This window comes from Chryseobacterium sp. TQ-BC-N36 (genome assembly GCF_058382295.1).
In genome coordinates this window covers 1,171,266-1,195,685 of record NZ_CM178175.1, presented here as the reverse complement: position 1 = coordinate 1,195,685, position 24,420 = coordinate 1,171,266, and the positions used below count along the sequence as shown (strand labels likewise).

Here is a 24,420-nt window from a genome sequence, read left to right as displayed (position 1 = left end):
AACTCTAAAACGCTCAAACTCATATCTTCTTCGCACTCACCAGAACATTCATACCGGAGAGCAGCTTTTCGTTGTCTTTATTGTTGTCCAGGATAATTTTTACGGGAAATCGCTGTTCAATTTTTACAAAATTTCCAGTGGCATTGTCCGGTTTCACCAATGAAAACTGAGATCCTGAAGCAGGTGAGACAGAAAGTATTTTCCCTTTAAACTCAATATCGGGATAAGCGTCAGCCGTAATCGTTACTTCCTGGTTCTGATCAATCTGTCCAAGCTGTGTTTCTTTATAATTGGCTATGATCCATTTCTCTTTGCTTACGATCTGTACCAAAGCCTGACCTTCTTTAATCAATTGTCCTTCCTGAATGGTTTTCTTACCTACCCATCCGTCATAAGGGGCGGTGATTACCGTATAGGAAAGATACAATTTAGCGTTATTAAGGCTTGCAGAACTTTGCTGAATCTGGCTTTTAACGGGTGCCACTTTAGTCTGCTGTTCATTTGCTCCGGCTCTCACTGCATTTTTTTGCTGTTCAAGTGCCAGAAGATTGGCTTTTGACTGTTCATAGGAAGCTTTTACATTTTCGAATTCCTGTTCGGTTGCAGCGTCTTCGGCCAGCAGGTTCTTATACCTTTTATAATCCTGTTCTGTTCTCCATATATCAATTTCGGCAGAAGCAATTTTGGCATCAATAATCTTTGTATCACTTTCTTTAGTATTGACACCGCTTTCAATAGTGCTGACCGTAGCTGTATTGGCGTCAAGACCAGCCTCTGCCATCTGTACCTGATTTACAAACTCCCTGTTGTCTATGACGATTAATGTATCTCCCTTATGGACAAACTGGTTTTCATTAAATTGTATCGTTTTGATGAAGCCAGATACCTTACTGGAAACAGGCGTTATATATTGTTCTATCTGTGCGTCATTTGTTGTAACATTTTTTCTTGAAAAAAGATAAAAGCTGACCATTCCGGTGATTCCGCTGATGATCAGGATCCAGGCCAGTAATGTAATGGACTTGTTGATTCTTTTTTCCTTTTGTGTCAATTGTTTCTGTGCCATAGTTTTTATAAGTTTCCAATCGTATATTGGAGTTGATAATATTTTAGTTGTCTGTTAATTTTTACGGAAATAAGATTAGATTCAGCTTCCAGATAAGCATTATCAGCGTCTATCAGTTCGGTGATAAGGCTGAGCTTATTGGCATATTTTGTTCTTACAATACGGTAGTTTTCTTTAGCCTGTTGAATGGCTTCTTCAGCAATTTTAACCTTCTGGTCTGTTTCTTCAAACTTTTTATATGCTTCATAAACATTGTGTCTGATTTTTTCTTCATTTTCCTCAATCTGAAGTTTGGCAAGATCAATATTTTCCCTGGCTTCCTGCATTTTATACTTATTCTTGTACAGGCTTTCAATAGGATAGGTGAGGTTTACCCCAATCATTCCCAGACGGTACGCATACGGTTCGGGTGGAAAGAACATCATATTCGGATATTTTAAAAAGTATTCTCCGCCAGCGGTAATTTTGGGTAAATAATTTGCTTTGGTAATTTTTTGATCGAGCTCCTTCAATGAAAGATTTTTATGGGTGATTTCAACAGATTCGTTTTTGCTCAAAGCGGTTTCTGTCAATTCATCAACATAGGGAATTGAAGCATTATCTGAAATCAGATCTTCGGTATCAACATGCATTTCCTGGCTCTCCGGAAGTGAAAGAATGGTTTTAAGCTGATGTTCTGCAATCTGAATATCATTATCCAGTTCAGTCCAGCTCATTGTATGATTGGAAAGCTGCAGTGAAGTTCTTAAAACTTCGTTTACTGTTACAACACCATTAGCTTTCAAAGCTTTTACCTGCCTGATGTTGACGGAATCTTCCTTCATTTTATCGTTAATAAGACTCTGCTGTTCTTTTAAATGATGGATTTGCAGAAAAGCAGTGATGATCTGCATTTTAAGCTGTCTTTCATCAAGATGGGTTTTCAAAACTGAAATTTCAGTATCAATACCTGCTTTTTTTTCCGTATTTTTTATTTTGCCACCCATGTATACAGGGATAGAAGCAGATAATGTAAAGTCATACATACCATTGATTACATCATACTTGGTAGCTTTATTGAATACGCCGTTTTGATGCTGAAACAGGTTGGTCACCTGGTTGTAGCTTGTATGAAATTCAATGTCCGGTAGTTTTTCCATTTTGAGATCTTTCTCTTTGGTAACGGACATTTCCTGTTTCAGATGACTGATCTGTATATTTTTATTGTTTTTCAAACCAATCTCTACAGCTTGCTGTAAGCCGAGATGCTGGTAATCTATCATCTGTGATTGTAAAAAACTGCTCAATAATAAGCACAACGCTATGCACAGATATCTGCATGCGTTAAATATGATATTCATAAATTAATTAAAGGATTTTTGCTAAAATGATTTTGATGCAGCAAAGGTACGACGACAAGCATAGTACCTGATTTGTGAAAACAGAAAAAGATTTGCTCATTTACGCCAATTTGAAAATTCTTCTTATCTTTATTCAATGAATGACAGCCATTTTAAAGCAGTGGAAGAGGACGATGCAGAGTTTTATGTCTATCACGTCCTTACAGGGAATATAACCACGGAGATTCATTATCACAGTTCTGCACAGCTGGTCTATGCAGAAGGGGGTATTGTGCATGTTTTTACAGATCAGAAACACTGGTATCTGCCTGCGAGATGTTTTATGTGGATTCCTGCCGGAACACCTCATTATATTTTTTCTACCAGTCCCAAGGTTGATTTATATAACTTTTATTTTAAAAAAGAGGAAAATGAAAGTGGCTTTTTTGATGAAATTAATATTTACTCTGTTAATAACCTGCTTCGGGAGATGATTTTTTATACCAAAGACTGGGATGGGAAAATCACAAAAAATGATCATTCTAAATATTATTTCCTCAAAGCTCTTAAAGGTGTCTTACAGGAAAAAAAGAATAAGCATCTCTCATTTCCAATACAGCATCCTTTCCCCAAAGATGAAACATTGCTGAAGATCGCAAGATATATTCATGCTAATCTTGAAAAGCCTCTTACCATAGAATCTACGGCAAAAGAATTCGGAATGAGTACAAGAACCCTTTCAAGGAAATTTAAAGAAATTCTGGGGATGAACTACGTTCGCTTTCTGCGGGCATTACGAATTACACGCTCTCTTGAACTGATGCTGGAAGGAAAATATAATATGTATGAAATCGCTATGATGGTGGGGTACAACAGCCTGTCGTCTTTCAGTAATATTTTTAAAAAGATAATTGGTGTAGCGCCTACAGAATATCAGCATAAACTGATAGGGGATAAATACTGAGTGGGAGGGTTTGAGAGTTTGAGAGTTTGAGTTTCGTGATTCGGGTTACGGGGCAGCGGGTTTTATAACACCGGATAATACTTCTCTGCATAACTTTGCTTTTTAGCTAGATAAGGCGAAGAAAAGCTTATGTAACGAGTAATAATAGTTAAGATTTTCTACATTCCCCTTCTCTGAAGGGGTGGATTTTTGCTAAGCAAAAAGACGGGGTAGTTAAGAATCTATACATTCCATATCATACAAACAAAAAACCACCTCAATCAATTGAAGTGGTCTTGTATTGTGAGAAATTCTCAGTCGCTTATTAAGCTTCTTCAGTTTTAGCTTCTTCTTTTTTAGGAGCTGCCTCAACCGGAGCGTCAGAAACGATGTCAAACTCATAGTTGTACTCAACATTTCTGTGAAGTCTGATAAGAGCTGCGAATTTACCAGTTCTCTTGATCGTGTTACCAGGAATTTTGATATATTTTTTCTCTACAGAAACACCAGCTTTTTCTAAAGCAGCAGATAGATCAGCATTGTTGATAGATCCGAACAGTTTATCACCAGCACCTACTTTTGCAGGAATAGTGATAGAAGTTTTCTTCAACTGCTCAACTACAGCGTTAGCAGCAGCGATTAATTTAGCTTCTTCTTCTTTTCTAGCTTCTAATGTAGCTTCTAAAGCAGCTTTGTTTTTAGGGGTAGCTAGAAGAGCAATTCCTTGAGGAATTAAGAAGTTTCTAGCATAACCCGGCTTTACGTTTACTGTATCAAACTCAAGTCCTAAGTTTTCTACGTCTTTTTTTAGGATAATTTCCATTGTTGTTGTCCTTTTTAAGATTTTAGAGTGATCTAAAATCAAGTTAGAATTATTATTTATTCAGCAACAAAAGAAGAGGTTGCCCTCTTCTTTTATTTATTTTTTGTCTTATTTCAATAAGTCAGCTACGTATGGTAGTAATGCAAGGTGTCTTGCTCTTTTGATAGCAGCAGAAACTTTTCTTTGGTATTTTAAAGAAGTTCCAGTGTATCTTCTTGGTAAAATTTTACCTTGCTCGTTTACAAACTGTAATAAGAAATCAGCATCTTTGTAGTCAACGTGCTTAATTCCGTATTTTTTGAATCTACAATATTTCTTTTCAGATTTTGTATTGATATCAAGCGGAGTAAGGAATTTTACTTCTGATTCTCCTCCAGCTGAGGCTTGTTTAGCCATTTCATCTATTGCCATGTCTTGTCTTTTTTAAAAAATAGGGTTAATAATTAAGCTTTAGCTGCTTTTACTTTAGTTCTTCTAGTTACAGCATACTCAACAGCATGTTTGTCAAGTTTTGTAGTAAGGTAACGGATTACTCTCTCGTCACGCTTGAATGCTAATTCTAGATCAGCCACTACACTACCTTCTCCTTTGAATTCGATTAGAGTATAGAACCCGTTCTTTTTCAATTGGATAGGATAAGCTAATTTTTTTAATCCCCAGTTTTCTTTAGCAACGATTTCGCAGTTCTTTTCTTTGATAAGATCTACATACTTGTTCACTGCTTCCTCTACCTGTGACTCAGATAGAACGGGAGTTAAAATGAAAACAGTTTCGTAATTGTTCATAATGTTAAATGAATTTGTTAATTATTTCGAGGTGCAAAAGTAGAAAATATATTTCTTATATGCAAGAGGATGGATGAAATAGTTGATCACGCCGGGGAGTATTTATTCTCCTTTGGTTCAGTTTCTGGTCTCAATTTCATCTTTGGCTCTGACTTCTGTTAAAAAATTTACTTTCAGAACATCATACAAAGAATGCCTGCTTACCAGGATGGAAGCTATAGAAGATACCATTCCTGCGAGCATAAGATGGAATATCAGTGAATGTCTGTCTGTCATTTCCAGAACGATAATGGCTGAAGTAAATGGTGCCCTGGTAATTCCTGTGAGAAAGGCCACCATTCCGGCCAGCACTACAACATTCGTTTCGTTGGGTGTCAGGTGAATCGCACCTGAAATCACGGAACCTATACTGGCTCCTGCAGTAAGAGCCGGAGCAAAAATTCCACCTGCACCTCCGGAAGTAAAAGAAAGGGCAGGACCAAGCATTCTCAGAATAGGAACGTACCAGTCTTCATGTTTGTCTTTGGTAAAAAGAACACGCTCCATAATCTCTTTCCCCGAGCCAAGAATTTCCCTGTTGATGAAATAAGCGATTGAAGCGATAATTAAAGCACAAATGATCAGGAATATCACATTAGCCTTATCAGTTTTCAGTGTTTTCTTTTTCCAGCTGTTGATTTTGAGCATAGCAACAGAAAGCTGGCTGGCGAGAATACCCGCAACTGCAGCAACAAGTACAATGGGAAACATTACCATTAATGAAACATCATTGGTCTTCGGATATCCCAGGTATAAATAAGATCCGGCTAAAGTCTGGGCTGTTAAGCCTGCAATAATAACAGCTGTAAATAGAGCGGTTTTAAAATAATTGATATGGGTTTTGGAAAGTTCTTCAACGGCGAAAACAATTCCCCCCAGCGGAGTGTTGAATGCGGCGGCAAGCCCGGCTGCGGCTCCTGTCATAATCATGTTTTTCTTGGAAATCTTTGGCCACCATTCGGGAAGATACTCGTTGACTTTTCTGAAAACAGAGCCGGCAATCTGAATGGTAGGTCCTTCACGTCCTACTGCGCCTCCTCCGATGACCAGAATGACTGAAGACAGAATTTTGAAAAAAATGATCTTAATGCTCAGGAGATTTCTGATCTTCCGGTGTTCTTTTGGGTTGGCGAGTTCTACTGCGGCCATTACCTGTGGAATACCACTTCCTTTGGCATTGGGAGCAAATTCTTTCACCAGCCACCAGGAAAGCACAAATCCTGTAGGAGCAATAATGAAAATCATCCATGCATGCCAGTCAAAGATAAAATTCATGAGATGTTCACCCCAGGCAAATACCTGTGCATACATTACGGCAAAAAAACCTGTAATAACAGATCCTATCCAAAAAGGAATAGCCTGAAGAAGGTTGTGCTTCAGCTGCTCGTTCCGGATATTGTCAAAGGAGTTTTTGATAGATTTCCGTATAAGGATAAAAATTTTCAGCATTTGTCTGTTTTGGAGGATGAAATTACGGTAAAATTTTGGAATTATATATCGCTCAAAAACTTTGAAATCATTTCAGCATGTTCAACCGTAAGAATATCAGGTATACCGAAACTTAAAATAGAATGTCTGACTTCAAGTTTAAAATTTTCATTTGGAAAGGCTTTTATTATTTCTTTTCTCTTTGGGGTTAGAAAATTCATGGCTTTAAATTGATCACTTCCTAAAACATAGAAATCTTTAAACTCATGATCTTTAAAATTGATAGTAAAACTGCTGAAGATTCCTGCAATCTTATCCATTAATGTTTTCTTGTTAATGGAAATATATCCAAAATCTTCTTCAAGTTTTTTTAATCCCCAAAGTTGAATGGTGTCAAATTTACGGCCTAAACGGCCTCCTCTTGATGTAATCCCAACTTTGCTGACAATAAAAAGGTAGAATGAGTTGTTGTTATTTCTGTCTTTTACCCAGTAACAGATCTGAGGGATGAATAACGGATACATATCAAAAGAGCTGAACTGTTCATAAGGGGACTCTCTGACATCAATGACTGTAATATCATATGATAGAGAAATCAGATCGTAGATTTCAGTAATAAGCTTTTCATCCTGTTCGGTGAAATCAAAAAACCTTGTGACATCATATTTCCTGTAATCCGGATCCATTTTCTTGCATATTATTGTTTAAAAATAATGTTAATCAATCTAATTTCCAAAAACTTATTAAAAAATAAGATTGAATTTGAATAATTATTATTTTGCAGTGTAAAGTTAAGTTTTGTTGATAATTTAATAATAATTTTATTTATTGTATGTGCTTTTGAGATACTGTGTTTAATCAGATAAGTACAAAAAAACCTCCGATTAATCGAAGGTTTAGTATTTAAAATCTGCAAAATTACTTATTGCTGATTACTCTTTACTTATATTTCTGTGTTCAGATCCCAGTTTTCAAGGTAGTCGTGAACATGCTTCAGCATCATTCCTCCCAGAGATCCGTCTACTACTCTGTGATCATAAGAGTGAGACATGAACATCAGATTTCTGATGGCGATTACATCACCGTCAGCGGTTTCAAGAACAGCCGGTTTTTTAACGATTGCTCCAATAGCTAAAATAGCTACCTGGGGCTGAGGAATAATAGGAGTTCCCATCAGGTTTCCGAAGCTTCCCACGTTAGAAATAGTATAGGTTGCACCCTGAGTGTCTTCTGGTCTTAATTTCTTGTTTCTTGCTCTGTAAGCTAAGTCATTGATTGCTTTAGCAAGACCTGAAAGAGATAACTGGTCTGCATTTTTGATTACAGGAACAATAAGATTTCCGTCCGGAAGGGCAGTCGCCATACCAATGTTGATATTTTTCTTTTTGATGATGCTATCACCATTTACAGAAACGTTGATCATTGGGAAATCCTGAATTGCTTTCACTACAGCTTTTACAAAAATAGGCATGAAAGTAAGCTTTTCACCTTCGCGTTTTTCGAATGCTGCTTTGTTCTTATTTCTCCATTTTACAACGTTGGTAACATCGGTTTCAATGAAAGAAGTTACGTGTGGAGCAATTTGTTTTGCTTTCACCATGTTTTCAGCGATGATCTTTCTCATTCTGTCCATAGGAATGATCTCATCACCTGCATTTACCGAAACTGTAGCTGCAGGTGCAGATACTGCCGGTTGTGGAGTAGAAACTGCCTGCGCAGGAGCTGCTGGTTGAGCCGGCTGACTTCCTCTGTTGGCAACATATGCTAATATATCTTCTTTTGTAATTCTTCCTTCCAAACCGCTTCCTTTGATAGATTTCAGTTCAGTTTCAGAAATATTTTCCTGTTGAGCGATAGATTTTACGAGAGGAGAAAGATAAAGGTCTCCTGAGAATTCTACGTTTGAAGCAGCTGCTGTCTGCAAAGGCTGTTCAATCGTTTTTAAAGTTTCAGAATCCGGAGCAGCCGCCGGAGTTTCAGTTTTTGCTTCCTCTGAAGCTGTACCTTCTCCTTCAATTTCTAAAATAGCAATGGCTTCACCTACTTTTGCAACTTCATCTTTTTGCTTTAAAATTTTTACAATTTTCCCCGAAACTGGTGTCGGTACGTCTGAATCTACTTTATCTGTTGCAATTTCTACTACGGAGTCATCCTCCTTTACGTTATCACCCTCATTGAATAACCAAGTGATAATTGTCGCTTCCATAACACCTTCTCCCATGGAAGGAAGCAATAATTTGTATTCTGCCATTTTTGATTTTTAGATTTTGACAAATATATAAAAAAAATCGGTTTTTTTAAGAAATATATAATCTTAGCTGAATTCGATGTAAATATTTTCTCCCACATTCAGTCCAAACAGGCTTTTGGCGCCGTTTTTCCTGCTTCCTTTATAGATGGTAAGCTCCAATAGCTGGCTATCATTGAAAATAGCAGCAGACTGTCCGTGGAATTCCGTCTCTCTGTCCCAGTCTGAAACCACTTCTGTATGGCTGGAAAATATCCTTGACAGGCTTAAATTCCTGAATTTTATGGTAAAACTGTTGTATCCTTTACTGATATTTTCGAAAAAATCTTTATTAATATTTGATATTATATTTCCGAAATTATCAATATAGGTGACTTCGCCAATGATCATACCTTCCGATTCATTGTAAACGGCTCTCGGGAACATTAATTGTTTCGCAGAATGTATTTTTCTTCCTATCACTTCAGGGAGCCCACCATTGGCAAGATGTACTGCTGCAGGGACAAAAATATCCGTAGAAGTAAAGTTGATTACATCGTCAAAGCGGTTGTTCAGGGTAAGTTCATAGATCGCTTCGGGCTTAATATCAAAAAAGATAAGGCTTAAAAGGCCGTTATCTGCCGCCAGAAAGTAAGATCCGTCGGCTTTATAAATGATATTCTTTCTTGATTTGTGGTGAAAACTGTCTACCGAAAGGATATGAATACTTCCTTTAGGAAAATATTTGTATGCATTTCTTACAATATACGAAGTCTGTATAAGGTTGAATGCCTGGATTTCGTGAGTGATATCAATAATATTAACCTCAGGGTTTAGAGACAGAATTTTGCCTTTTACAGCGGCAACTCTGTAGTCCAAATTTCCGAAATCCGAAGTAAGGGTAATAATTGACATGAGCAATGTATAGAATAGTGTAGTATTGCAAAGTTATTTAAATAAAAAGAAAGCCCGAAAGATTGTTGAAAAGAATTTGATATAAATTTGAAAAAAAGCTTTAATTTTAAAATCTAAAAATAAAAATACTGCATGTTTGAATTAACATATGATTTGGAAGATATCGATGCGAAAATCTTCTATGGAGTTAATAACCAATATTTCAACTTAATAAAATCAAGTTTTCCAACCATTAAAATTACAGGAAGAGATCATTTCATCTTTGCCATGGGGAATCAGGAAGCTTTAGACATACTGAAACAAAAACTGGACGACATTGTCAGTTTTATCTCCAAAAATAACTCAATAGGGCTGAAGGATGTTGAAAATATATTGAATATTAAAGACGAAAATGAGAAACAGCTGGTGTTTGACCAGGATATTATCGTAAAAGGGGTCAACGGAAAAGTCATCAAAGCTAAAACGACCAATCTTAAAAAACTGGTGAAGGAAACGGAGAAAAAGGACATGGTGTTTGCTATTGGTCCTGCAGGAACCGGAAAAACATACACCAGTGTAGCATTGGCGGCAAGAGCTCTGAGAGATAAAGAAGTGAAAAGGATTATTCTTACGAGACCGGCTGTAGAAGCAGGAGAGAGCTTAGGTTTCCTTCCGGGTGACCTTAAAGAAAAACTGGACCCGTATTTACAGCCTTTATACGATGCGCTCCGCGATATGATTCCGCATGAAAAACTGGAAGGCTTCATGGAAAAGAAAGTGATTGAAGTAGCTCCTTTAGCTTTCATGAGAGGGCGTACCCTGGATGATGCATTTGTGATTCTGGATGAAGCTCAGAATACCACTCATGCGCAGATGAAAATGTTTCTTACCAGAATGGGGATGAATGCCAAATTCATTATTACAGGAGATCCAAGCCAGATTGACCTTCCAAAAAACCAGCAGTCTGGATTAAAAGAAGCCATGAGAATCTTAAACGGAGTAAAGGAAATCGGGTTTGTACATCTTACAGAAGAAGATGTAGTAAGACACCCTGTGGTAAGAAAGATCATCCTTGCTTACAACGATGAAGAAAAAAGACTGAGAAATGACTAATTCTGTATCGGTAAAAGTTCCATTAACTTTTTATTAACCTTGAATTTTAAGACAAAATTTGGTGTTTTAAAAAAAAATAATTAGTTTCGCAGTCCTTAAATGTAAAACTAATTTAACATGAAAAAACTTTTACTTGCTGCAGCAGTCGCTGTAATGGGAATTTCTGCAAATGCACAAGAATTTCGATTTGGTCCAAAAGCTGGATACTCTTACTCTACAATTAAATTAAAAGGTGACGGACAGTCTGAAACTTCAGATCCTTTACATACATTTTATATTGGTGGTATTGCCGAATATAAGCTGAGTGATAAATTTGCTCTTCAGGGAGAACTTTTATACTCACCGCTTGGAGGAAAAGTAAACGTAGCTGAAGCGGATCCGGATGATCCTACTACTTTTTTAAATGTAAAAGCAAAGCAGACTTATCATACTTTATTGGTTCCTATCTCTGCTAAGTATTTTATTACAGAAGGATTATCAGTTTCTGCAGGAGCAAGCTTCGGATTTATTCTTTCTGCAAAGCAGAAGCTTACAGCAGATTTCGGATTTGGAATTCCTGGATTCGAGCTTGATGCCAATGATGAAAGAGATATCAAAGACCAAATGAACACTCTGAACATTGCCCCTTTCCTGGGTGCTGAATACGCGCTGGAAAACGGTCTGTTCTTTGATGCAAGATATAATCTTGGAGTTTCTAACCTTGCAAAACATGCAGAAGGGAATGAGAAATTAACAAACAGCTTTGTACAGGTGGGTGTAGGTTTCAAATTCGGAGGAAACTAATTCTGGAATTGTAATTATCAGCTGATGATATAAAGCGGGACAAATTTTGTCCCGCTTTTTTTATTGTATAGATCTCCTAATCAGGGTTTTCCTGATAATAAAAAATAATTAGTATTTTTGGAAAACGTAAAATTTAAATTTAAAAAAATGAAAAAACTATTATTACTAGGTGCTTTTGCATTTTTAGGAGGTGTTGCTCAGGCACAGGAAGGTTTTAAATTGGGCGGACATATCGGTGTTCCTGTAGCTGATGCAAGTGATGTATCTTCGTTTACATTAGGAGTGGATGCCGCTTATATGTGGAATATTGCCAAAGGTTTTGATCTTGGGGTAACCACAGGATACTCTCACTTCTTCGGAAAAGATCATTTTGATGATTTCGGATTTGTGCCTGTAGCTGTTTCCGGGAAATATAAATTTAAAGGAGCTCCTGTTTTTGTAGGATTAGACCTTGGATATGGTATTTCTACAAAAGATGGAGTAGATGGCGGTTTTTATGCGCAGCCTAAATTTGGATACCAGATGTCTAAAGGAGAGTTGTACATCGGATATCAGTCTATCAGTAACAGACGTGATTATGGATGGTACAAACATAATTGGAACGTAGGAGCTGTCAACTTAGGATTTAACTTCTTTATCAAATAAAGAACAGTTGAAAAATAACAGGACTCCGGCCGAAGGCCGGAGTTTTTTGCTTTTATATCTATTATCTATCAAGATTGTCAATGTTATTGGAAATTTATATTGATTATAAACATATGTTTAATTTTTAAGAGTTAATAACTTAAAAATTAATATTTTAAGTTAATAGATTCGGTGGTTTTTACAGAATTCATAGGGTTTTGGAAGAAAATAAAAAATCACAGAAAATAAATATATTAAACTCTTGTTAATAAAATGTAAATTTTTTATTCATAATGTTGTGAAAAGCTCAATGACTTCTCTTGACTATGATTTATTTTTATAAAACTCTCAATTTTAACAATGATATTAATCACATTAACAAATTTTAATATTCGTGGTAGCCACTGTAAATTTGCCCTCAGAAAGTATTAAAATTTTTTAAAATGAAAAAAATATTATTAGCGGGTGCTGTTGCACTTTTTGGTTTATCAAACGCTCAGATTGCTAAAGGAACTACATATTTATCAGGATCTGTTGGTTATTCTCAAGTAGAATCTAACAACGGTAACGATAAAAAAGAAAACTTCAACGTATTACCTACAGTTGGATATTTCGTAAACACTAACTTAGCTATCGGATTAGGAGTTGGTTACCAAACTGAAAAGAACACTCTAACTAGTACTGTAGGAAACACTGTAAGTGAAAGCGTAACGAAGCAACCAGCTTTTGTTGTTGCTCCATTCGTAAGAAAATACTGGACTTTATCTGACAAGTTATATTTCTTCGGACAATTAGCAGTGCCAATGCAGTTTGGAAAAACTGAAGTAGAAACTAACTCTGTAACTACAGTAGGAAACACTGTTCTTACTAGCTCTACTTCTACTGAAGCTAAATACACTAAAATTGGTGTTACTGTGAAGCCAGGTTTAGATTATTTCTTAAACAAGAACTGGTCTATCGAAGCTACTATCGGTGAGTTCGGTTACAGCAACTACAAACCAAAAGATGGTGATGCTACAAACAACTACAACTTCGGATTGAATTTATCTTCTGTAACTTTCGGAGTTAAATATGTATTTGCAAAATAATAAACAAAGCATATAGCAAGAAAGCCCTGAGAAACTCTTAGGGCTTTTTTTCTGTAAAACTAATATAATAATCATGAAAAAAATCTTATTGATGGGCGCTGTTGCGCTTTTCGCTTTATCGAATGCACAGATTGCAAAAGGAACTTCTTATCTTTCAGGTCAGGTAGAATATTACCACAAAGAAAAGAATGAATTTGAAGCCAAAACAAAGGATGATGTAATCAGAATTCTTCCTACAGCTGGTTATTTCGTTGATAGCAACTTGGCAATAGGGCTTGGTGTAGGCTATAAAAGTGCTGTTACAAAATATACGGTAAATGGTTTTGAATTCCTTAATACAATTGAGATTAAAAATACGGATAACGCATTTGTTGTTGCTCCCTTTGTGAGAAAATACTGGACTTTATCCGATAAATTATACATCTTCGGACAATTACAGGTTCCATTGGAATTCGGTAATGAAAAACTGGATTTTAACAGTGAAGGTGATGGTGGAGATCCTATACTTTCCGCTCCGTTTACAGAAAAAAATAACTACACCAACATCGGAGTGAATATTAAACCAGGTCTGGATTATTTCCTGACTAAGAACTGGTCAATTGAAGCTACCGTAGGGGAATTCGGATACAATACTTACAAAAAAGACATGGAAGGAGCTAAAAGAACTAATGATTACAAATTTGGAGTCAATTTAGCTTCAGTGACTTTTGGAGTGAAATATGTATTTGCAAAATAATAAACAATTATATATTTTAGCCCTGGGGTTAATATCCCGGGCTTTTTTAAGTTTGAAAACTATTTAATTAATAATCATGAAAAAAATCTTATTAGCGTCTGCAATCGCTTTGTTTGCAGGTCTGAATGCACAAACTACATTCGGTGTCAAAGCCGGTTATGCTTTATCAAAATTAAATTCCAGTGAGGGCGATTTCGAATTTGGAGGATTCGAAGCTAGTTTAAAATCCAAATCAGGATTTTATATCGGAGGTTTGGTTGAGCATAAATTGAATAATAAGTTTGCTGTTCAGGGAGAGGTAGAATATGCCAATCTTGGCGGAAAAGCTGAAGTTGGGATGCCAGGTACAGGCATTACCTTAACTGAAAAGATGAACCTTAACAGAATTGTTATTCCTGTATCTGCAAGATATTATGCAACGCCGGAACTAGGAATTTATGCAGGTCCTTATGTAAGCTTTAAAACGAATAATAAAGTAAAATTTGAATTAAGTGGTCCTAATGCCGGTTTGGTAGATCCTGCCGGGCTTAAAGAAGGAGAACGTTATTTGGAAAAAGAGCTGAATAGTGGTTTGAAATCTACCGATTTTGGTCTATTCCTGGGTGCTGATTACAATGTATACAAAGGATTATTTGTAGATGTACGTTATAGCTTTGGTCTTACCAATATGATCAAGAATCCTGTGGATGGTGAAACATTAAAAATGAATTTCTTTCAGTTAGGAGTAGGATACAAGTTTAAATAAACAGATCTCTATAAAAACAAAAAACTCTCAGAATTTCTGAGAGTTTTTTTATGAATGATGTTGTCTTTCTTATTTTCCAAACATTCCGCCCATTCCAGGCATATTCGGCATTTTGCTCATCATCTGCATCATTTGCTTTCCCTGAGGTCCCTGCATCATCTTCATCATTTTGCCCATCTGATCGAATTGTTTCATCAGCTGATTCACATCTTCGATTTTTCTTCCAGCGCCTTTGGCAATTCTGTTTTTTCTTTGTGTATTAATGATAGAAGGTTTTCTTCTTTCCTCAGGAGTCATAGAGTAGATAATGGCCTCAATATGCTTAAATGCGTCATCGCTGATCTCTACATCTTTGATTGCTTTTCCAACCCCAGGAATCATTCCCATCAGGTCTTTCATATTACCCATTTTCTTGATCTGGTTGATCTGCTTAAGGAAATCGTCAAATCCGAATTCGTTTTTAGCAATTTTTTTGTGAAGTTTTTTAGCTTCTTCTTCGTCAAACTGCTCCTGTGCTCTTTCTACTAAGGAAACAACGTCTCCCATTCCCAGGATTCTGTCTGCCATCCTTTCCGGGTAGAAAAGATCCAAAGCTTCCATTTTTTCTCCTGTAGAGATAAATTTGATGGGCTTTTCAACAACAGAACGGATTGTCAGTGCAGCTCCCCCTCTTGTATCACCATCTAACTTCGTTAAAACAACCCCATCAAAGTTCAAAGCATCGTTGAACGCTTTTGCAGTGTTCACGGCATCCTGACCTGTCATAGAGTCCACTACGAAAAGAGTCTCCTGTGGTTTGATGAAATAATGTACAGATTTGATCTCGTTCATCATCTGCTCATCAATGGCTAAACGGCCGGCAGTATCCACGATCACCACATCGTGGTTGTTGGCTTTTGCAAAATTGATCGCATTTTCAGCAATTGTAGAAGGATTCGTAGAACCTTCTTCAGTATAAACAGGAACTTTGATCTGTCCTCCCAATACTTTCAGCTGGTCAATCGCTGCAGGACGATACACGTCACATGCTACCAGTAGAGGTTTCTTATTTCTTTTTGTCTGTAAATAATTAGCAAGCTTTCCTGAGAAAGTTGTCTTACCGGATCCCTGAAGACCTGCAATAAGGATCACAGTAGGTTTTCCCGAAAGATTAATTCCTTCCTGAGAACCTCCCATAAGGTCTACCAGTTCATCATGAACAATTTTCGTCATCAGCTGCCCCGGTGTAAGGGAAGTAAGAACATTTTGTCCCAATGCTTTATCCTGAACTCTTTTGGTAAGGTCTTTTGCAACTTTATAGTTAACGTCGGCATCCACCAATGCTCTACGGATCTCCTTTACGGTTTCCGCCACGTTGATTTCAGTAATTTTTCCTCTACCGGAAATATTATGCAATGCCTTGTCTAATTTATCCTGTAAACTATTAAACATATTTATTGTAAATTATAGGTTTGCAAAAATAAGGAATTTTTAGCATATCCAAAGTGTTTGAACACGTAATATTATATATATACGTAATATTATTATGCGGAGAAAAATGATAAATATCAAATCATACTATAATACGATAGAAAAAGTCTATTTTTGCGATCAATTAAAATATAGAATGAAAATTAATCCCAATATTCTTGTTGTCGTTTTATTTTTTCTGACTTTTCTGGTGCATTTTTCTCTTTGGAAATTTGTTTTTCACCTGGATGAAATAGTGATCATTAAATTTTACCTTTTTCTGAGTGTCATGTTTATGATGATGATCACTCTTATTATTTTAATCAATAGGGTAGCGCCGGAATTTTTAGGACTGTCTGTTATTGGTTTGATCCTTTTAAAATTCGGTTTGATGTACTTAATCAGAAAAAAACTGAACTTTGAAGTGATTCCAGGCTATAAATATCATTTTATCATCCCATATTTTGTCCTGACAGCACTGCTTACATACTATGCAATCAAGCTGATTAATCATGATAAAAAACAGTAAAATAATTTATTGAAACTAGAAAAAATATCATATTTTTGCACAACGAAAAAAACCTATCAATGTTTAAGAAATTCGCAGTTTTATTCTACAGTATTTTTGTATTAAACTTAGTGTCTGCACAGCACGGTGAAACTACTGCTGGGGCAGCTCCTGCTCAAGAGCTTTCAGAAAAAGACAAAGTAAGCAAAGAAAACAAAGAGTTCATCGATCATCACTTATTGGATGCACATGATTTCACATTGATGGTTGATAAAGAAGGCCACCATATCGGTTTCCCTCTTCCTGTTATTTTTTATGATAATGGTTTTCATTCTTTCATGAGCAACAAAGAAGGGTTCATGCATGGAGAGCCTACAGAAGTAGACGGTTCTTATTATGTATTACACCATGAGAAAATTTATAAAACGGATGCAAAAGGAACTTTAACACTTGATGAAGATGGTCATCCAACTAATGAAAAGCCTTTGGATCTTTCTATTACGAAAAGTGTACTGATTATCTTACTGGTGTCAATCTTTATGTTTGTATTATTTGTTGGAATGGCTAAATCTTATAAAAAGTCAGCGATTCCTACAGGTGCAGCAAGATTCCTGGAACCATTAATCATTTTTGTAAGAGACGAAGTTGCTATTCCTAATATCGGGCATAAGTATAAGAGATTTATGGGGTATCTATTAACTGTATTCTTCTTTATTCTTTTCCTTAACGTTCTTGGATTAATGCCTTTCGGAATTAATGTTACAGGTAATATTACAATGACATTCTTCCTTGCGATTCTTACTTATTTGATTACAACGTTCTCAGCAAATAAAGATTACTGGAAGCACATCTTCTGGATGCCAGGAGTTCCTGTTCCAATGAAACTGATCATGCTTCCTATTGAATTATTAGGAACAATCACTAAACCGTTTGCTTTGATGATCCGACTTTTTGCCAACATGACAGCAGGTCACATCGTAGTAATGAGTTTGATCGGATTGATTTACGTATTCAAAAACTTTATTGCAGGTGTTGCATTCCCGTTCCTTACATTGGTAATTTATTTACTGGAGGTATTGGTAGCGTTCTTACAGGCTTATATCTTTACAATGTTATCAGCTCTGTTTATCGGAATGGCAGTAGAAGAGCACGAGCACGAACATCATGCTGCTCACTAATTGAAATTTAATTAAAGTAAAACAAATTTTTTAAAATTATATATTATGGAAATCCCTAAAATTGTAGGTGCTGGTATCGTAGTACTAGGTGTAGGTATCGGTCTTGGTAAAATCGGAGCTGCTGCTCTTGAAGCTATCGCTAGACAACCTGAGCAATCTGGAAAAATCCAAACAGCTATGCTTATCGCAGCTGCACTTGTAGAAGGTGTTGCGTTTGCTGCTCTATTCGCAGTAAACTAATTAAAATCAAACCATTATCTGTAACGGTTGGTTACAGGTAATGGTTCTTTAAAAAAGTAATAATTATTTATACATTTATATAATGGAATTAATTCATCAGTTTTCATCAGGATTATTTATTATCCAGTCTGTTATTTTTCTAGCATTATTATTTTTGTTAGGTAAATTCGCTTGGAAACCTATTTTAAAGTCTATCAATGACAGAGAAACATCTATTGTTGACGCTCTTAATCAAGCTAAATTAGCAAGAAAAGAAATGGAAACTTTAAAAGAGGATAACGAAAGAATCATTCGTGAAGCTAAAATCGAAAGAGATGCTATCCTTAAAGAAGCCAGAGAAATTAAAGACAGAATCGTAGGAGAAGCTAAAGATGTTGCTAAAGCTGAAGGAGACAAAATGATCGAAGCTGCTAAACAGACTATTAACGCTGAGAAAAACGCTGCTATGGCAGACATCAAAACTCAAATCGGTACTTTATCTGTAAACATTGCTGAGTCTATCTTGAAACAAAAACTAGACAACAGTGAAGCGCAAAACGAATTAGTTCAAAATTATTTAAACAAATCAAACCTTAACTAAGAATGCTTACATCTAAAGTAGCTAAAAGATACGCACAAGGTTTACTTGACTTCACCAATGAAGCAGGGCAAACGGCTACTGTATTTTCAGAAATGAAAGATGTAGTAAAGGTAATGGCTGAATCTAAAGATTTAAACAAGTTTTTCCTTACTCCTTACATCGATTCTAAAAAGAAAATAGAAGTAGCAAACGAAATATTCAAAGGTTTATCTGTTTCTTCTCAAAATCTGATCAGATTGGTGATTAAACACGGACGTGAAAACCAATTGAAAAATATCGCTCAGGAATTTATCAACAAAGTAGAAGACCTTAGTGGTGTACAGAGAGTAACGCTTACTACAGCAACTCCGCTTTCAAAAGAGAACCTTGATCAGATTTTAAGATCTACAAATCTTGTAAATGCTGATTCAAACTTTGATCTGAAAGTAAATGTGAAGCCTGAAATTCTTGGAGGATATATTCTGAGAGTAGGTGACCAGCAGGTAGATGCGTCTGTGAAGACAAAACTGAACCAAGTTAAAAAAGATTTCCAATTAAATTAAGAAAAACAACCATACAATGGCAGAAATAAATCCGGCAGAAGTATCTGCGATCTTAAAACAGCAATTGGCCAACTTCGATACTCAATCAAACGTTGAGGAAGTAGGTACAGTTTTAACCATCGGTGATGGTATTGCTCGTGTATACGGGTTAGAAAACGTACAATACGGAGAGTTGGTGAAATTTTCTAGTGATGTAGAAGGTATTGTACTTAACCTTGAAGAAGACAACGTAGGTGTTGCTCTATTGGGTGAAAGTAAATTAGTAAAAGAAGGTGATACAGTAAGAAGAACAAACAGAATCTCTTCTATCAAAGTAGGAGAAGGAATGTTAGGAAGAGTAGTAGATACTCTTGGTAACCCAATCGATGGTAAAGGTCCTATTACTGGGGATTTATACGAAATGCCATTGGAAAGAAAAGCTCCTGGAGTTATCTTCAGACAGCCGGTAACTGAGCCTTTACAGTCAGGTATCGTTGCGATCGACTCTATGATCCCTGTAGGAAGAGGACAGAGAGAGCTTATCATCGGTGACAGACAGACAGGTAAAACTACTGTTGCTATCGATACGATCATCAACCAAAAAGAATTCTTTGATGCTGGTAAACCAGTATATTGTATATATGTTGCTATCGGTCAGAAAGCTTCTACTGTAGCACAAATCGTTAAAACCCTTTCTGATAAAGGAGCTTTAGCTTATACTGTGATCGTTGCAGCTAACGCATCAGATCCGGTTCCAATGCAGGTATATTCTGCGATGGCAGGTGCTGCTATCGGTGAGTTCTTCAGAGATACAGGTAGACCAGCGCTTATCGTTTATGATGATTTATCTAAACAAGCGGTTGCTTACCGTGAGCTTTCTCTACTATTGAGAAGACCACCGGGCCGTGAAGCTTATCCTGGAGACGTTTTCTATCTTCACTCAAGACTATTGGAAAGAGCTGCAAAAGTAATCGCTGATGACGAAATTGCTAAGCAAATGAACGATTTGCCAGAGTCTCTTAGACCAATCGTTAAAGGTGGAGGTTCATTAACTGCCCTTCCGATTATCGAAACTCAGGCAGGTGACGTATCTGCATATATCCCTACAAACGTAATCTCTATTACGGACGGACAGATCTTCCTGGAGTCTGATCTATTCAACTCAGGGGTTCGTCCTGCAATCAACGTTGGTATCTCTGTATCAAGGGTAGGAGGTAATGCTCAGATCAAATCAATGAAAAAAGTATCTGGTACATTGAAACTTGACCAGGCTCAATATAAAGAATTGGAAGCGTTTGCTAAGTTCGGTTCTGACCTTGATGCTTCTACGTTGGCAGTAATCTCTAAAGGAGAAAGAAACGTGGAACTTCTTAAGCAGCCGGTAAACTCTCCACTTCCGGTAGACAGCCAGGTTGCTATGATCTATGCTGGTACTGAGAACTTATTGAGAAACGTTCCATTGAACAAGATTAAAGAATTCCAACACGAGTATATCGAGTTCCTTAGATCTAAGCACCCTGATACAATGGCTGCTATCAAAGCTGGAAAAATCGATAACGATATTACAGGTGTTCTTAAGCAGGCTGCTAACGATTTAGCTTCTAAATACAACTAAAAAATTCAATGTTTAAGGTTTAAAATATAGTGTTTTAAGCCTTAAACTTTAGACCTTAAACTTTGAACCCAAATTAATGGCAAACTTAAAAGAAATACGAGGCAGAATTACGTCAATTTCATCTACGATGCAGATTACCCGTGCTATGAAAATGGTTTCCGCTGCGAAACTTAAAAAAGCCCAGGATGCAATCGTAATGCTAAGACCTTATTCTGAAAAATTACAGGAGCTTATCCAGAATGTAAATTCTAGCTCTGATCCTGATCAGATTTCTGTATATGCTCAGAAAAGACAGGTTAAAAGAGTACTTTTCATCGCTGTTACTTCAAACAGAGGTCTTGCGGGAGCTTTCAACTCTTCTATCGTAAAGGAACTTAATATTCAGTTCCAGAACAATGCTCAGTATGAGATTGAAGTTCTTCCAATAGGTAAGAAAGTATACGATGCTGTAAGAAAGAACCGTTCGGTATATGCTAATGGAAGTTCTGTTTATGACAACCTGAACTTTGATGCAGTTGCTCATATTACTGAAGGGGTAATGACAAGCTTCAGAGAAGGAAAATTTGACGAAGTTTATGTTATTTACAATAAATTCGTTAATGCAGCGACTCAGGAAGTGACTACAGAAAAACTTCTTCCGATCTCAATGCCTGAAAATACAGAGCCTCAGGTTGAAACTGATTATATCTTTGAACCTAACAGAGCTGAAATCCTGGATAACTTAATTCCAAAGTCTATCAAAACTCAGGTTTTCAAAGCGATCTTAGATTCAGTAGCATCTGAGCACGGAGCGAGAATGACAGCAATGCACAAAGCAACAGATAATGCTCAGGCTTTGAAGAACGATCTTGTGATCTTCTACAACAAAGCGAGACAGGCTGCAATTACCAACGAAATCCTGGAAATTGTTTCCGGAGCAGAAGCTTTGAAAAATTCGTAAAGAATTATTTTAACATACATTAAAAGCACCGAATAACTTCGGTGCTTTTTTATTTTTATAAATATTAAAACGGCAATTTACCTGTCAAAAATTCCTTTTTTATATAAAAATAAGGTAATGGGTCAATTATTTTTTTTGTTTCAAAAAAACAGTGTTTTATCGCTTCGTTTTTTCTTCCGGAAAATACTCAATCGAAATAATCTATCCGGGATTCAGGTTATTTTTATTTTACATATCTTTGTACTTAATAAAATTTATATAATTTCTAAATGGACTCGGACATAGTCAGGCTTTTGCTGGCCTTATTTCTTGTTTTACTAAATGGCTTCTTCGTAGCCGCAGAATTTTCAATTGTTAAAGTTCGTTACTCTCAAATTCAGTTAAAAGCCGCAGAAGGAAATTCTATGGCTAAGCAGGCCGAACATATCATCAAGCATCTTGATGAATATCTCTCTGCTACACAGCTGGGAATCACATTGGCATCCCTTGCCCTTGGTTGGGTAGGAGAAAGTGCCCTGCATCATATTGTTGAAAATATTTTCCATTCCCTAAATATGGAAATGAGCCAGGCTTCCATTACTTCGGTATCCCTGGTGATCAGTTTTGTATTAATTACCATCATGCATATTGTGTTTGGTGAGCTTATTCCAAAATCAATTGCGATCAGAAAATCTGAAGCAACTACCATGGCAACTGCAGTTCCATTGAGAGTTTTTTATCTTATTTTTAAACCGTTTATCTGGTTGATGAATTCCATGTCGAATGGCTTTTTAAGACTGATTAAAATCCATCCGGCATCCGAACAGGAGATTCACTCTACAGAAGAACTTCAGCTTTTGGTAAAACAAAGTGCAGACAGTGGTGAGATTGAAGAAGAGAATTATGAGATCATCAAAAACGCATTTGATTTTACAGACCATTCTGCCAAGCAGATCATGGTTCCAAGACAGAATATTACTTCCATAGATTTTGAAGAAGACATCAATGAGATTATCAATAAGATTATGGACAGCGGATATTCCCGTATTCCTGTATACATTGATTCTATTGACAATATCATCGGAATTTTCTATACAAAGGAGATTATAAGAGAATTTGTAAAGAGAAAGGGAAATCTGGATCACGAAGATCTTAAAGATTTGATGCGTGATGCTTTTTTCGTGGTGGAAAGTAAAAAAGTTTCAGATTTACTGAAAACCTTTCAGCTTAAAAAACAGCATATAGCAGTTGTTATCGATGAATTCGGAGGAACAGAAGGAATCATTACCCTGGAGGATATTCTTGAAGAACTGGTAGGAGAGATTCAGGATGAAGAAGATGAGGAGGAAAAAATCGTTGATAAAATAGCTGATAATACCTATTGGGTACAGGCCACCCAGCCCTTGGATGAAATCAATGAATTTCTCCCTAAAAAACTGCCGCTTTCTGAGGAAAGTGAATACAATTCATTAGCTGGATTCATTCTTTACGAATTGGAAGAGATTCCTGAAGAAAATCAGGAGTTTGATCTTGCAGATTACCATTTCAAAATTCTGAAAATGAATAACAAGAGTGTTGAGTTGGTTGAGCTGGTGTACCATGAACCCAATGCTGTCGATAATTTAGCAGATAAGATCGGAGAAGTTTAAAGCAAAACTGTTACAATGAATTTTTATAATAGCATAAAAGATTACGAAAACCCTAAACGTCAGTACGAAGAAGATGTTCTTGTCCTGGATGATACGGATGATGTCTATAAACTGGTGCTGCATAATGATGATATTCATACTTTTGACTATGTTATAGACTGCCTTATCGAAATATGTAAACATACCCTGGAGCAGGCTGAACAATGTACAATTCTCGTTCACTACAAAGGTAAATGTACCGTAAAAACAGGTTCAATGGATGTTTTGAAGCCTATGCATGAAAAATTAATTTCGCGGGAATTAACAAGCGAAATCGTTTAAAATAAAAAAACCGGCAATCAATTTGTCGGTTTTTTTATTGAATCCGGAGAAGAATGTTGCAGAATGACAATATATCATAAAGGCTAACGGGTTTCCGGCTAATCTTTCAATCTTTCAATGCTCTAATCTTTTAATTTCTCAACACACTTACATTGTCATATTTTATCTAAAATAGTATATTTGTACCAACTATAAAGAAACAAAAAAACAATGCTTGTAATAGGAATTGCCGGTGGTACAGGATCCGGCAAAACTACAGTTGTTGACAAGATACTTCAGCAGCTTGATATTGAGGGAATGAATATCCTCTCTCAGGATAATTATTATCACGACAACCAGGGTCTTACATTGACAGAAAGAGAGGCTTTAAATTATGACCATCCCAAGTCCATAGACTTTGACCTACTGATAAAACATGTGAAAGCTTTAAAAAACAATGAGCCTATTGAGCAGCCGATTTACAGCTTTGTCACTCATTCCAGAACAGGAGATCATGTCACTGTAGAACCTAAGAACGTATTGGTAGTAGAAGGAATTCTTGTTCTTACCAACAAAGAATTACTTAAAGAATTTGATCTGAAAGTATTCGTACATGCTGATTCTGACGAAAGATTAATCAGGAGGATCAGGAGGGATACCCAGGAAAGAGGAAGAGATCTGAGTGAGGTATTGCACCGGTATCAGACTACTTTGAAGCCAATGCATCAGGAATTCATCGAGCCGTCAAAAAACGAGGCCGATCTTATCATCCCCAATATGAAGCAGAATTCCGTAGCGATTGATTTTTTAACTACAGTTATTAAAAATTCGTTGAAAAAACATTAAAA

27 protein-coding genes are annotated in these 24,420 nt (G+C 36.4%); 17 read left to right on the top strand and 10 right to left on the bottom strand.

Annotated features, from left to right (window positions below; translation table 11 throughout):
* Nucleotides 1-19: 19 nt before the first annotated feature.
* Nucleotides 20-1,066: an HlyD family secretion protein gene (locus AC3FI7_RS05285; protein WP_491461585.1), complete on the bottom strand. Its 1,047-nt coding sequence runs from the start codon at nucleotides 1,064-1,066 to the stop codon at nucleotides 20-22.
* Between the two features lie 5 nt (nucleotides 1,067-1,071).
* Nucleotides 1,072-2,406 carry a TolC family protein gene (locus AC3FI7_RS05280; RefSeq protein WP_491461584.1) on the bottom strand — a complete coding sequence of 445 codons (1,335 nt, stop codon included), beginning with the start codon at nucleotides 2,404-2,406 and terminating at the stop codon, nucleotides 1,072-1,074.
* Nucleotides 2,407-2,542: 136 nt separating this feature from the next.
* Between AC3FI7_RS05280 and AC3FI7_RS05275 the strand changes: the two genes are divergently transcribed.
* A complete protein-coding gene (locus AC3FI7_RS05275; protein WP_491461583.1) occupies nucleotides 2,543-3,349 on the top strand; it encodes a helix-turn-helix domain-containing protein in 807 nt (268 codons plus the stop codon).
* A gap of 304 nt (nucleotides 3,350-3,653) precedes the next feature.
* Here AC3FI7_RS05275 and rplI read toward each other — a convergent pair whose 3' ends face one another.
* The 7 genes from rplI to AC3FI7_RS05240 form a co-directional block, all read right to left on the bottom strand.
* Nucleotides 3,654-4,151 (bottom strand): 50S ribosomal protein L9, encoded by a 498-nt coding sequence (gene rplI / locus AC3FI7_RS05270; RefSeq protein WP_047429787.1) that lies wholly within the window; start codon nucleotides 4,149-4,151, stop codon nucleotides 3,654-3,656.
* Nucleotides 4,152-4,259: 108 nt separating this feature from the next.
* Nucleotides 4,260-4,562 carry a 30S ribosomal protein S18 gene (gene rpsR, locus AC3FI7_RS05265; RefSeq protein ID WP_002979091.1) on the bottom strand — a complete coding sequence of 101 codons (303 nt, stop codon included), beginning with the start codon at nucleotides 4,560-4,562 and terminating at the stop codon, nucleotides 4,260-4,262.
* Nucleotides 4,563-4,594: 32 nt separating this feature from the next.
* Nucleotides 4,595-4,936, bottom strand: coding sequence for a 30S ribosomal protein S6 (gene rpsF, locus AC3FI7_RS05260; RefSeq protein WP_047374382.1), 342 nt, complete (start codon nucleotides 4,934-4,936; stop codon nucleotides 4,595-4,597).
* A 117-nt stretch (nucleotides 4,937-5,053) separates the two neighbouring features.
* Entirely contained in the window at nucleotides 5,054-6,424 is a 1,371-nt protein-coding gene (locus AC3FI7_RS05255; protein ID WP_142722890.1) for a chloride channel protein, read from the bottom strand.
* A gap of 41 nt (nucleotides 6,425-6,465) precedes the next feature.
* The gene (locus AC3FI7_RS05250; protein ID WP_343658583.1) at nucleotides 6,466-7,089 is read right to left on the bottom strand and encodes a hypothetical protein; all 624 of its coding nucleotides are present in this window, start codon (nucleotides 7,087-7,089) and stop codon (nucleotides 6,466-6,468) included.
* A gap of 257 nt (nucleotides 7,090-7,346) precedes the next feature.
* Nucleotides 7,347-8,654 (bottom strand): dihydrolipoamide acetyltransferase family protein, encoded by a 1,308-nt coding sequence (locus AC3FI7_RS05245; protein WP_343658582.1) that lies wholly within the window; start codon nucleotides 8,652-8,654, stop codon nucleotides 7,347-7,349.
* Nucleotides 8,655-8,717: 63 nt separating this feature from the next.
* Nucleotides 8,718-9,545 (bottom strand): SAM hydrolase/SAM-dependent halogenase family protein, encoded by an 828-nt coding sequence (locus tag AC3FI7_RS05240; protein WP_142722893.1) that lies wholly within the window; start codon nucleotides 9,543-9,545, stop codon nucleotides 8,718-8,720.
* 132 nt (nucleotides 9,546-9,677) lie between these two features.
* Here AC3FI7_RS05240 and AC3FI7_RS05235 point away from each other — a divergent pair, with 132 nt between their 5' ends.
* The 6 genes from AC3FI7_RS05235 to AC3FI7_RS05210 all read left to right on the top strand — a co-directional run bounded on the left by AC3FI7_RS05235 (nucleotide 9,678) and on the right by AC3FI7_RS05210 (nucleotide 14,613).
* Entirely contained in the window at nucleotides 9,678-10,637 is a 960-nt protein-coding gene (locus AC3FI7_RS05235; protein ID WP_002979097.1) for a PhoH family protein, read from the top strand.
* 117 nt (nucleotides 10,638-10,754) lie between these two features.
* Nucleotides 10,755-11,420 carry a porin family protein gene (locus tag AC3FI7_RS05230; RefSeq protein ID WP_142722894.1) on the top strand — a complete coding sequence of 222 codons (666 nt, stop codon included), beginning with the start codon at nucleotides 10,755-10,757 and terminating at the stop codon, nucleotides 11,418-11,420.
* Between the two features lie 147 nt (nucleotides 11,421-11,567).
* On the top strand, nucleotides 11,568-12,065 hold the full coding sequence (locus tag AC3FI7_RS05225) for a hypothetical protein (protein ID WP_491461582.1): 498 nt from the start codon (nucleotides 11,568-11,570) through the stop codon (nucleotides 12,063-12,065).
* A 422-nt stretch (nucleotides 12,066-12,487) separates the two neighbouring features.
* Nucleotides 12,488-13,132: an outer membrane beta-barrel protein gene (locus tag AC3FI7_RS05220; protein ID WP_343658580.1), complete on the top strand. Its 645-nt coding sequence runs from the start codon at nucleotides 12,488-12,490 to the stop codon at nucleotides 13,130-13,132.
* Between the two features lie 73 nt (nucleotides 13,133-13,205).
* On the top strand, nucleotides 13,206-13,868 hold the full coding sequence (locus AC3FI7_RS05215; RefSeq protein ID WP_142722896.1) for an outer membrane beta-barrel protein: 663 nt from the start codon (nucleotides 13,206-13,208) through the stop codon (nucleotides 13,866-13,868).
* A 76-nt stretch (nucleotides 13,869-13,944) separates the two neighbouring features.
* Nucleotides 13,945-14,613 (top strand): porin family protein, encoded by a 669-nt coding sequence (locus AC3FI7_RS05210; RefSeq protein ID WP_142722897.1) that lies wholly within the window; start codon nucleotides 13,945-13,947, stop codon nucleotides 14,611-14,613.
* 69 nt (nucleotides 14,614-14,682) lie between these two features.
* On the opposite strand, the gene ffh is transcribed toward AC3FI7_RS05210, so the two are convergent.
* Nucleotides 14,683-16,044 carry a signal recognition particle protein gene (gene ffh / locus AC3FI7_RS05205; protein WP_115961405.1) on the bottom strand — a complete coding sequence of 454 codons (1,362 nt, stop codon included), beginning with the start codon at nucleotides 16,042-16,044 and terminating at the stop codon, nucleotides 14,683-14,685.
* 175 nt (nucleotides 16,045-16,219) lie between these two features.
* Here ffh and AC3FI7_RS05200 point away from each other — a divergent pair, with 175 nt between their 5' ends.
* The 10 genes from AC3FI7_RS05200 to udk all read left to right on the top strand — a co-directional run bounded on the left by AC3FI7_RS05200 (nucleotide 16,220) and on the right by udk (nucleotide 24,418).
* Nucleotides 16,220-16,591: a hypothetical protein gene (locus AC3FI7_RS05200; RefSeq protein WP_491461581.1), complete on the top strand. Its 372-nt coding sequence runs from the start codon at nucleotides 16,220-16,222 to the stop codon at nucleotides 16,589-16,591.
* Nucleotides 16,592-16,650: 59 nt separating this feature from the next.
* Nucleotides 16,651-17,748 carry a F0F1 ATP synthase subunit A gene (gene atpB / locus AC3FI7_RS05195; RefSeq protein WP_491461580.1) on the top strand — a complete coding sequence of 366 codons (1,098 nt, stop codon included), beginning with the start codon at nucleotides 16,651-16,653 and terminating at the stop codon, nucleotides 17,746-17,748.
* 45 nt (nucleotides 17,749-17,793) lie between these two features.
* Nucleotides 17,794-17,988, top strand: a complete 195-nt coding sequence (atpE, locus tag AC3FI7_RS05190) for an ATP synthase F0 subunit C (protein WP_002979108.1) — start codon at nucleotides 17,794-17,796, stop codon at nucleotides 17,986-17,988.
* 82 nt (nucleotides 17,989-18,070) lie between these two features.
* Nucleotides 18,071-18,568, top strand: coding sequence for a F0F1 ATP synthase subunit B (locus AC3FI7_RS05185; RefSeq protein WP_002979110.1), 498 nt, complete (start codon nucleotides 18,071-18,073; stop codon nucleotides 18,566-18,568).
* A gap of 2 nt (nucleotides 18,569-18,570) precedes the next feature.
* A complete protein-coding gene (atpH, locus tag AC3FI7_RS05180; RefSeq protein WP_002979112.1) occupies nucleotides 18,571-19,110 on the top strand; it encodes an ATP synthase F1 subunit delta in 540 nt (179 codons plus the stop codon).
* 16 nt (nucleotides 19,111-19,126) lie between these two features.
* Nucleotides 19,127-20,704 carry a F0F1 ATP synthase subunit alpha gene (gene atpA, locus AC3FI7_RS05175; protein WP_491461579.1) on the top strand — a complete coding sequence of 526 codons (1,578 nt, stop codon included), beginning with the start codon at nucleotides 19,127-19,129 and terminating at the stop codon, nucleotides 20,702-20,704.
* 76 nt (nucleotides 20,705-20,780) lie between these two features.
* Nucleotides 20,781-21,644, top strand: coding sequence for an ATP synthase F1 subunit gamma (atpG, locus tag AC3FI7_RS05170; RefSeq protein WP_142722901.1), 864 nt, complete (start codon nucleotides 20,781-20,783; stop codon nucleotides 21,642-21,644).
* 269 nt (nucleotides 21,645-21,913) lie between these two features.
* Nucleotides 21,914-23,272 (top strand): hemolysin family protein, encoded by a 1,359-nt coding sequence (locus AC3FI7_RS05165; RefSeq protein WP_142722902.1) that lies wholly within the window; start codon nucleotides 21,914-21,916, stop codon nucleotides 23,270-23,272.
* Between the two features lie 15 nt (nucleotides 23,273-23,287).
* A complete protein-coding gene (locus tag AC3FI7_RS05160; protein ID WP_142722903.1) occupies nucleotides 23,288-23,593 on the top strand; it encodes an ATP-dependent Clp protease adaptor ClpS in 306 nt (101 codons plus the stop codon).
* Nucleotides 23,594-23,803: 210 nt separating this feature from the next.
* Nucleotides 23,804-24,418, top strand: coding sequence for a uridine kinase (udk, locus tag AC3FI7_RS05155; RefSeq protein WP_002979122.1), 615 nt, complete (start codon nucleotides 23,804-23,806; stop codon nucleotides 24,416-24,418).
* The last annotated feature ends 2 nt before the right edge of the window (nucleotides 24,419-24,420 follow it).

Excerpts from the sequence above, each read along its gene's own strand:
- AC3FI7_RS05285 (WP_491461585.1), bottom strand. The coding sequence starts at position 1,066 with ATGGCACAGAAACAATTGACACAAAAGGAAAAAAGAATCAACAAGTCC.
- AC3FI7_RS05280 (WP_491461584.1), bottom strand. The coding sequence starts at position 2,406 with ATGAATATCATATTTAACGCATGCAGATATCTGTGCATAGCGTTGTGC.
- AC3FI7_RS05275 (WP_491461583.1), top strand. The coding sequence starts at position 2,543 with ATGAATGACAGCCATTTTAAAGCAGTGGAAGAGGACGATGCAGAGTTT.
- rplI (WP_047429787.1), bottom strand. The coding sequence starts at position 4,151 with ATGGAAATTATCCTAAAAAAAGACGTAGAAAACTTAGGACTTGAGTTT.
- rpsR (WP_002979091.1), bottom strand. The coding sequence starts at position 4,562 with ATGGCAATAGATGAAATGGCTAAACAAGCCTCAGCTGGAGGAGAATCA.
- rpsF (WP_047374382.1), bottom strand. The coding sequence starts at position 4,936 with ATGAACAATTACGAAACTGTTTTCATTTTAACTCCCGTTCTATCTGAG.
- AC3FI7_RS05255 (WP_142722890.1), bottom strand. The coding sequence starts at position 6,424 with ATGCTGAAAATTTTTATCCTTATACGGAAATCTATCAAAAACTCCTTT.
- AC3FI7_RS05250 (WP_343658583.1), bottom strand. The coding sequence starts at position 7,089 with ATGGATCCGGATTACAGGAAATATGATGTCACAAGGTTTTTTGATTTC.
- AC3FI7_RS05245 (WP_343658582.1), bottom strand. The coding sequence starts at position 8,654 with ATGGCAGAATACAAATTATTGCTTCCTTCCATGGGAGAAGGTGTTATG.
- AC3FI7_RS05240 (WP_142722893.1), bottom strand. The coding sequence starts at position 9,545 with ATGTCAATTATTACCCTTACTTCGGATTTCGGAAATTTGGACTACAGA.
- AC3FI7_RS05235 (WP_002979097.1), top strand. The coding sequence starts at position 9,678 with ATGTTTGAATTAACATATGATTTGGAAGATATCGATGCGAAAATCTTC.
- AC3FI7_RS05230 (WP_142722894.1), top strand. The coding sequence starts at position 10,755 with ATGAAAAAACTTTTACTTGCTGCAGCAGTCGCTGTAATGGGAATTTCT.
- AC3FI7_RS05225 (WP_491461582.1), top strand. The coding sequence starts at position 11,568 with ATGAAAAAACTATTATTACTAGGTGCTTTTGCATTTTTAGGAGGTGTT.
- AC3FI7_RS05220 (WP_343658580.1), top strand. The coding sequence starts at position 12,488 with ATGAAAAAAATATTATTAGCGGGTGCTGTTGCACTTTTTGGTTTATCA.
- AC3FI7_RS05215 (WP_142722896.1), top strand. The coding sequence starts at position 13,206 with ATGAAAAAAATCTTATTGATGGGCGCTGTTGCGCTTTTCGCTTTATCG.
- AC3FI7_RS05210 (WP_142722897.1), top strand. The coding sequence starts at position 13,945 with ATGAAAAAAATCTTATTAGCGTCTGCAATCGCTTTGTTTGCAGGTCTG.
- ffh (WP_115961405.1), bottom strand. The coding sequence starts at position 16,044 with ATGTTTAATAGTTTACAGGATAAATTAGACAAGGCATTGCATAATATT.
- AC3FI7_RS05200 (WP_491461581.1), top strand. The coding sequence starts at position 16,220 with ATGAAAATTAATCCCAATATTCTTGTTGTCGTTTTATTTTTTCTGACT.
- atpB (WP_491461580.1), top strand. The coding sequence starts at position 16,651 with ATGTTTAAGAAATTCGCAGTTTTATTCTACAGTATTTTTGTATTAAAC.
- atpE (WP_002979108.1), top strand. The coding sequence starts at position 17,794 with ATGGAAATCCCTAAAATTGTAGGTGCTGGTATCGTAGTACTAGGTGTA.
- AC3FI7_RS05185 (WP_002979110.1), top strand. The coding sequence starts at position 18,071 with ATGGAATTAATTCATCAGTTTTCATCAGGATTATTTATTATCCAGTCT.
- atpH (WP_002979112.1), top strand. The coding sequence starts at position 18,571 with ATGCTTACATCTAAAGTAGCTAAAAGATACGCACAAGGTTTACTTGAC.
- atpA (WP_491461579.1), top strand. The coding sequence starts at position 19,127 with ATGGCAGAAATAAATCCGGCAGAAGTATCTGCGATCTTAAAACAGCAA.
- atpG (WP_142722901.1), top strand. The coding sequence starts at position 20,781 with ATGGCAAACTTAAAAGAAATACGAGGCAGAATTACGTCAATTTCATCT.
- AC3FI7_RS05165 (WP_142722902.1), top strand. The coding sequence starts at position 21,914 with ATGGACTCGGACATAGTCAGGCTTTTGCTGGCCTTATTTCTTGTTTTA.
- AC3FI7_RS05160 (WP_142722903.1), top strand. The coding sequence starts at position 23,288 with ATGAATTTTTATAATAGCATAAAAGATTACGAAAACCCTAAACGTCAG.
- udk (WP_002979122.1), top strand. The coding sequence starts at position 23,804 with ATGCTTGTAATAGGAATTGCCGGTGGTACAGGATCCGGCAAAACTACA.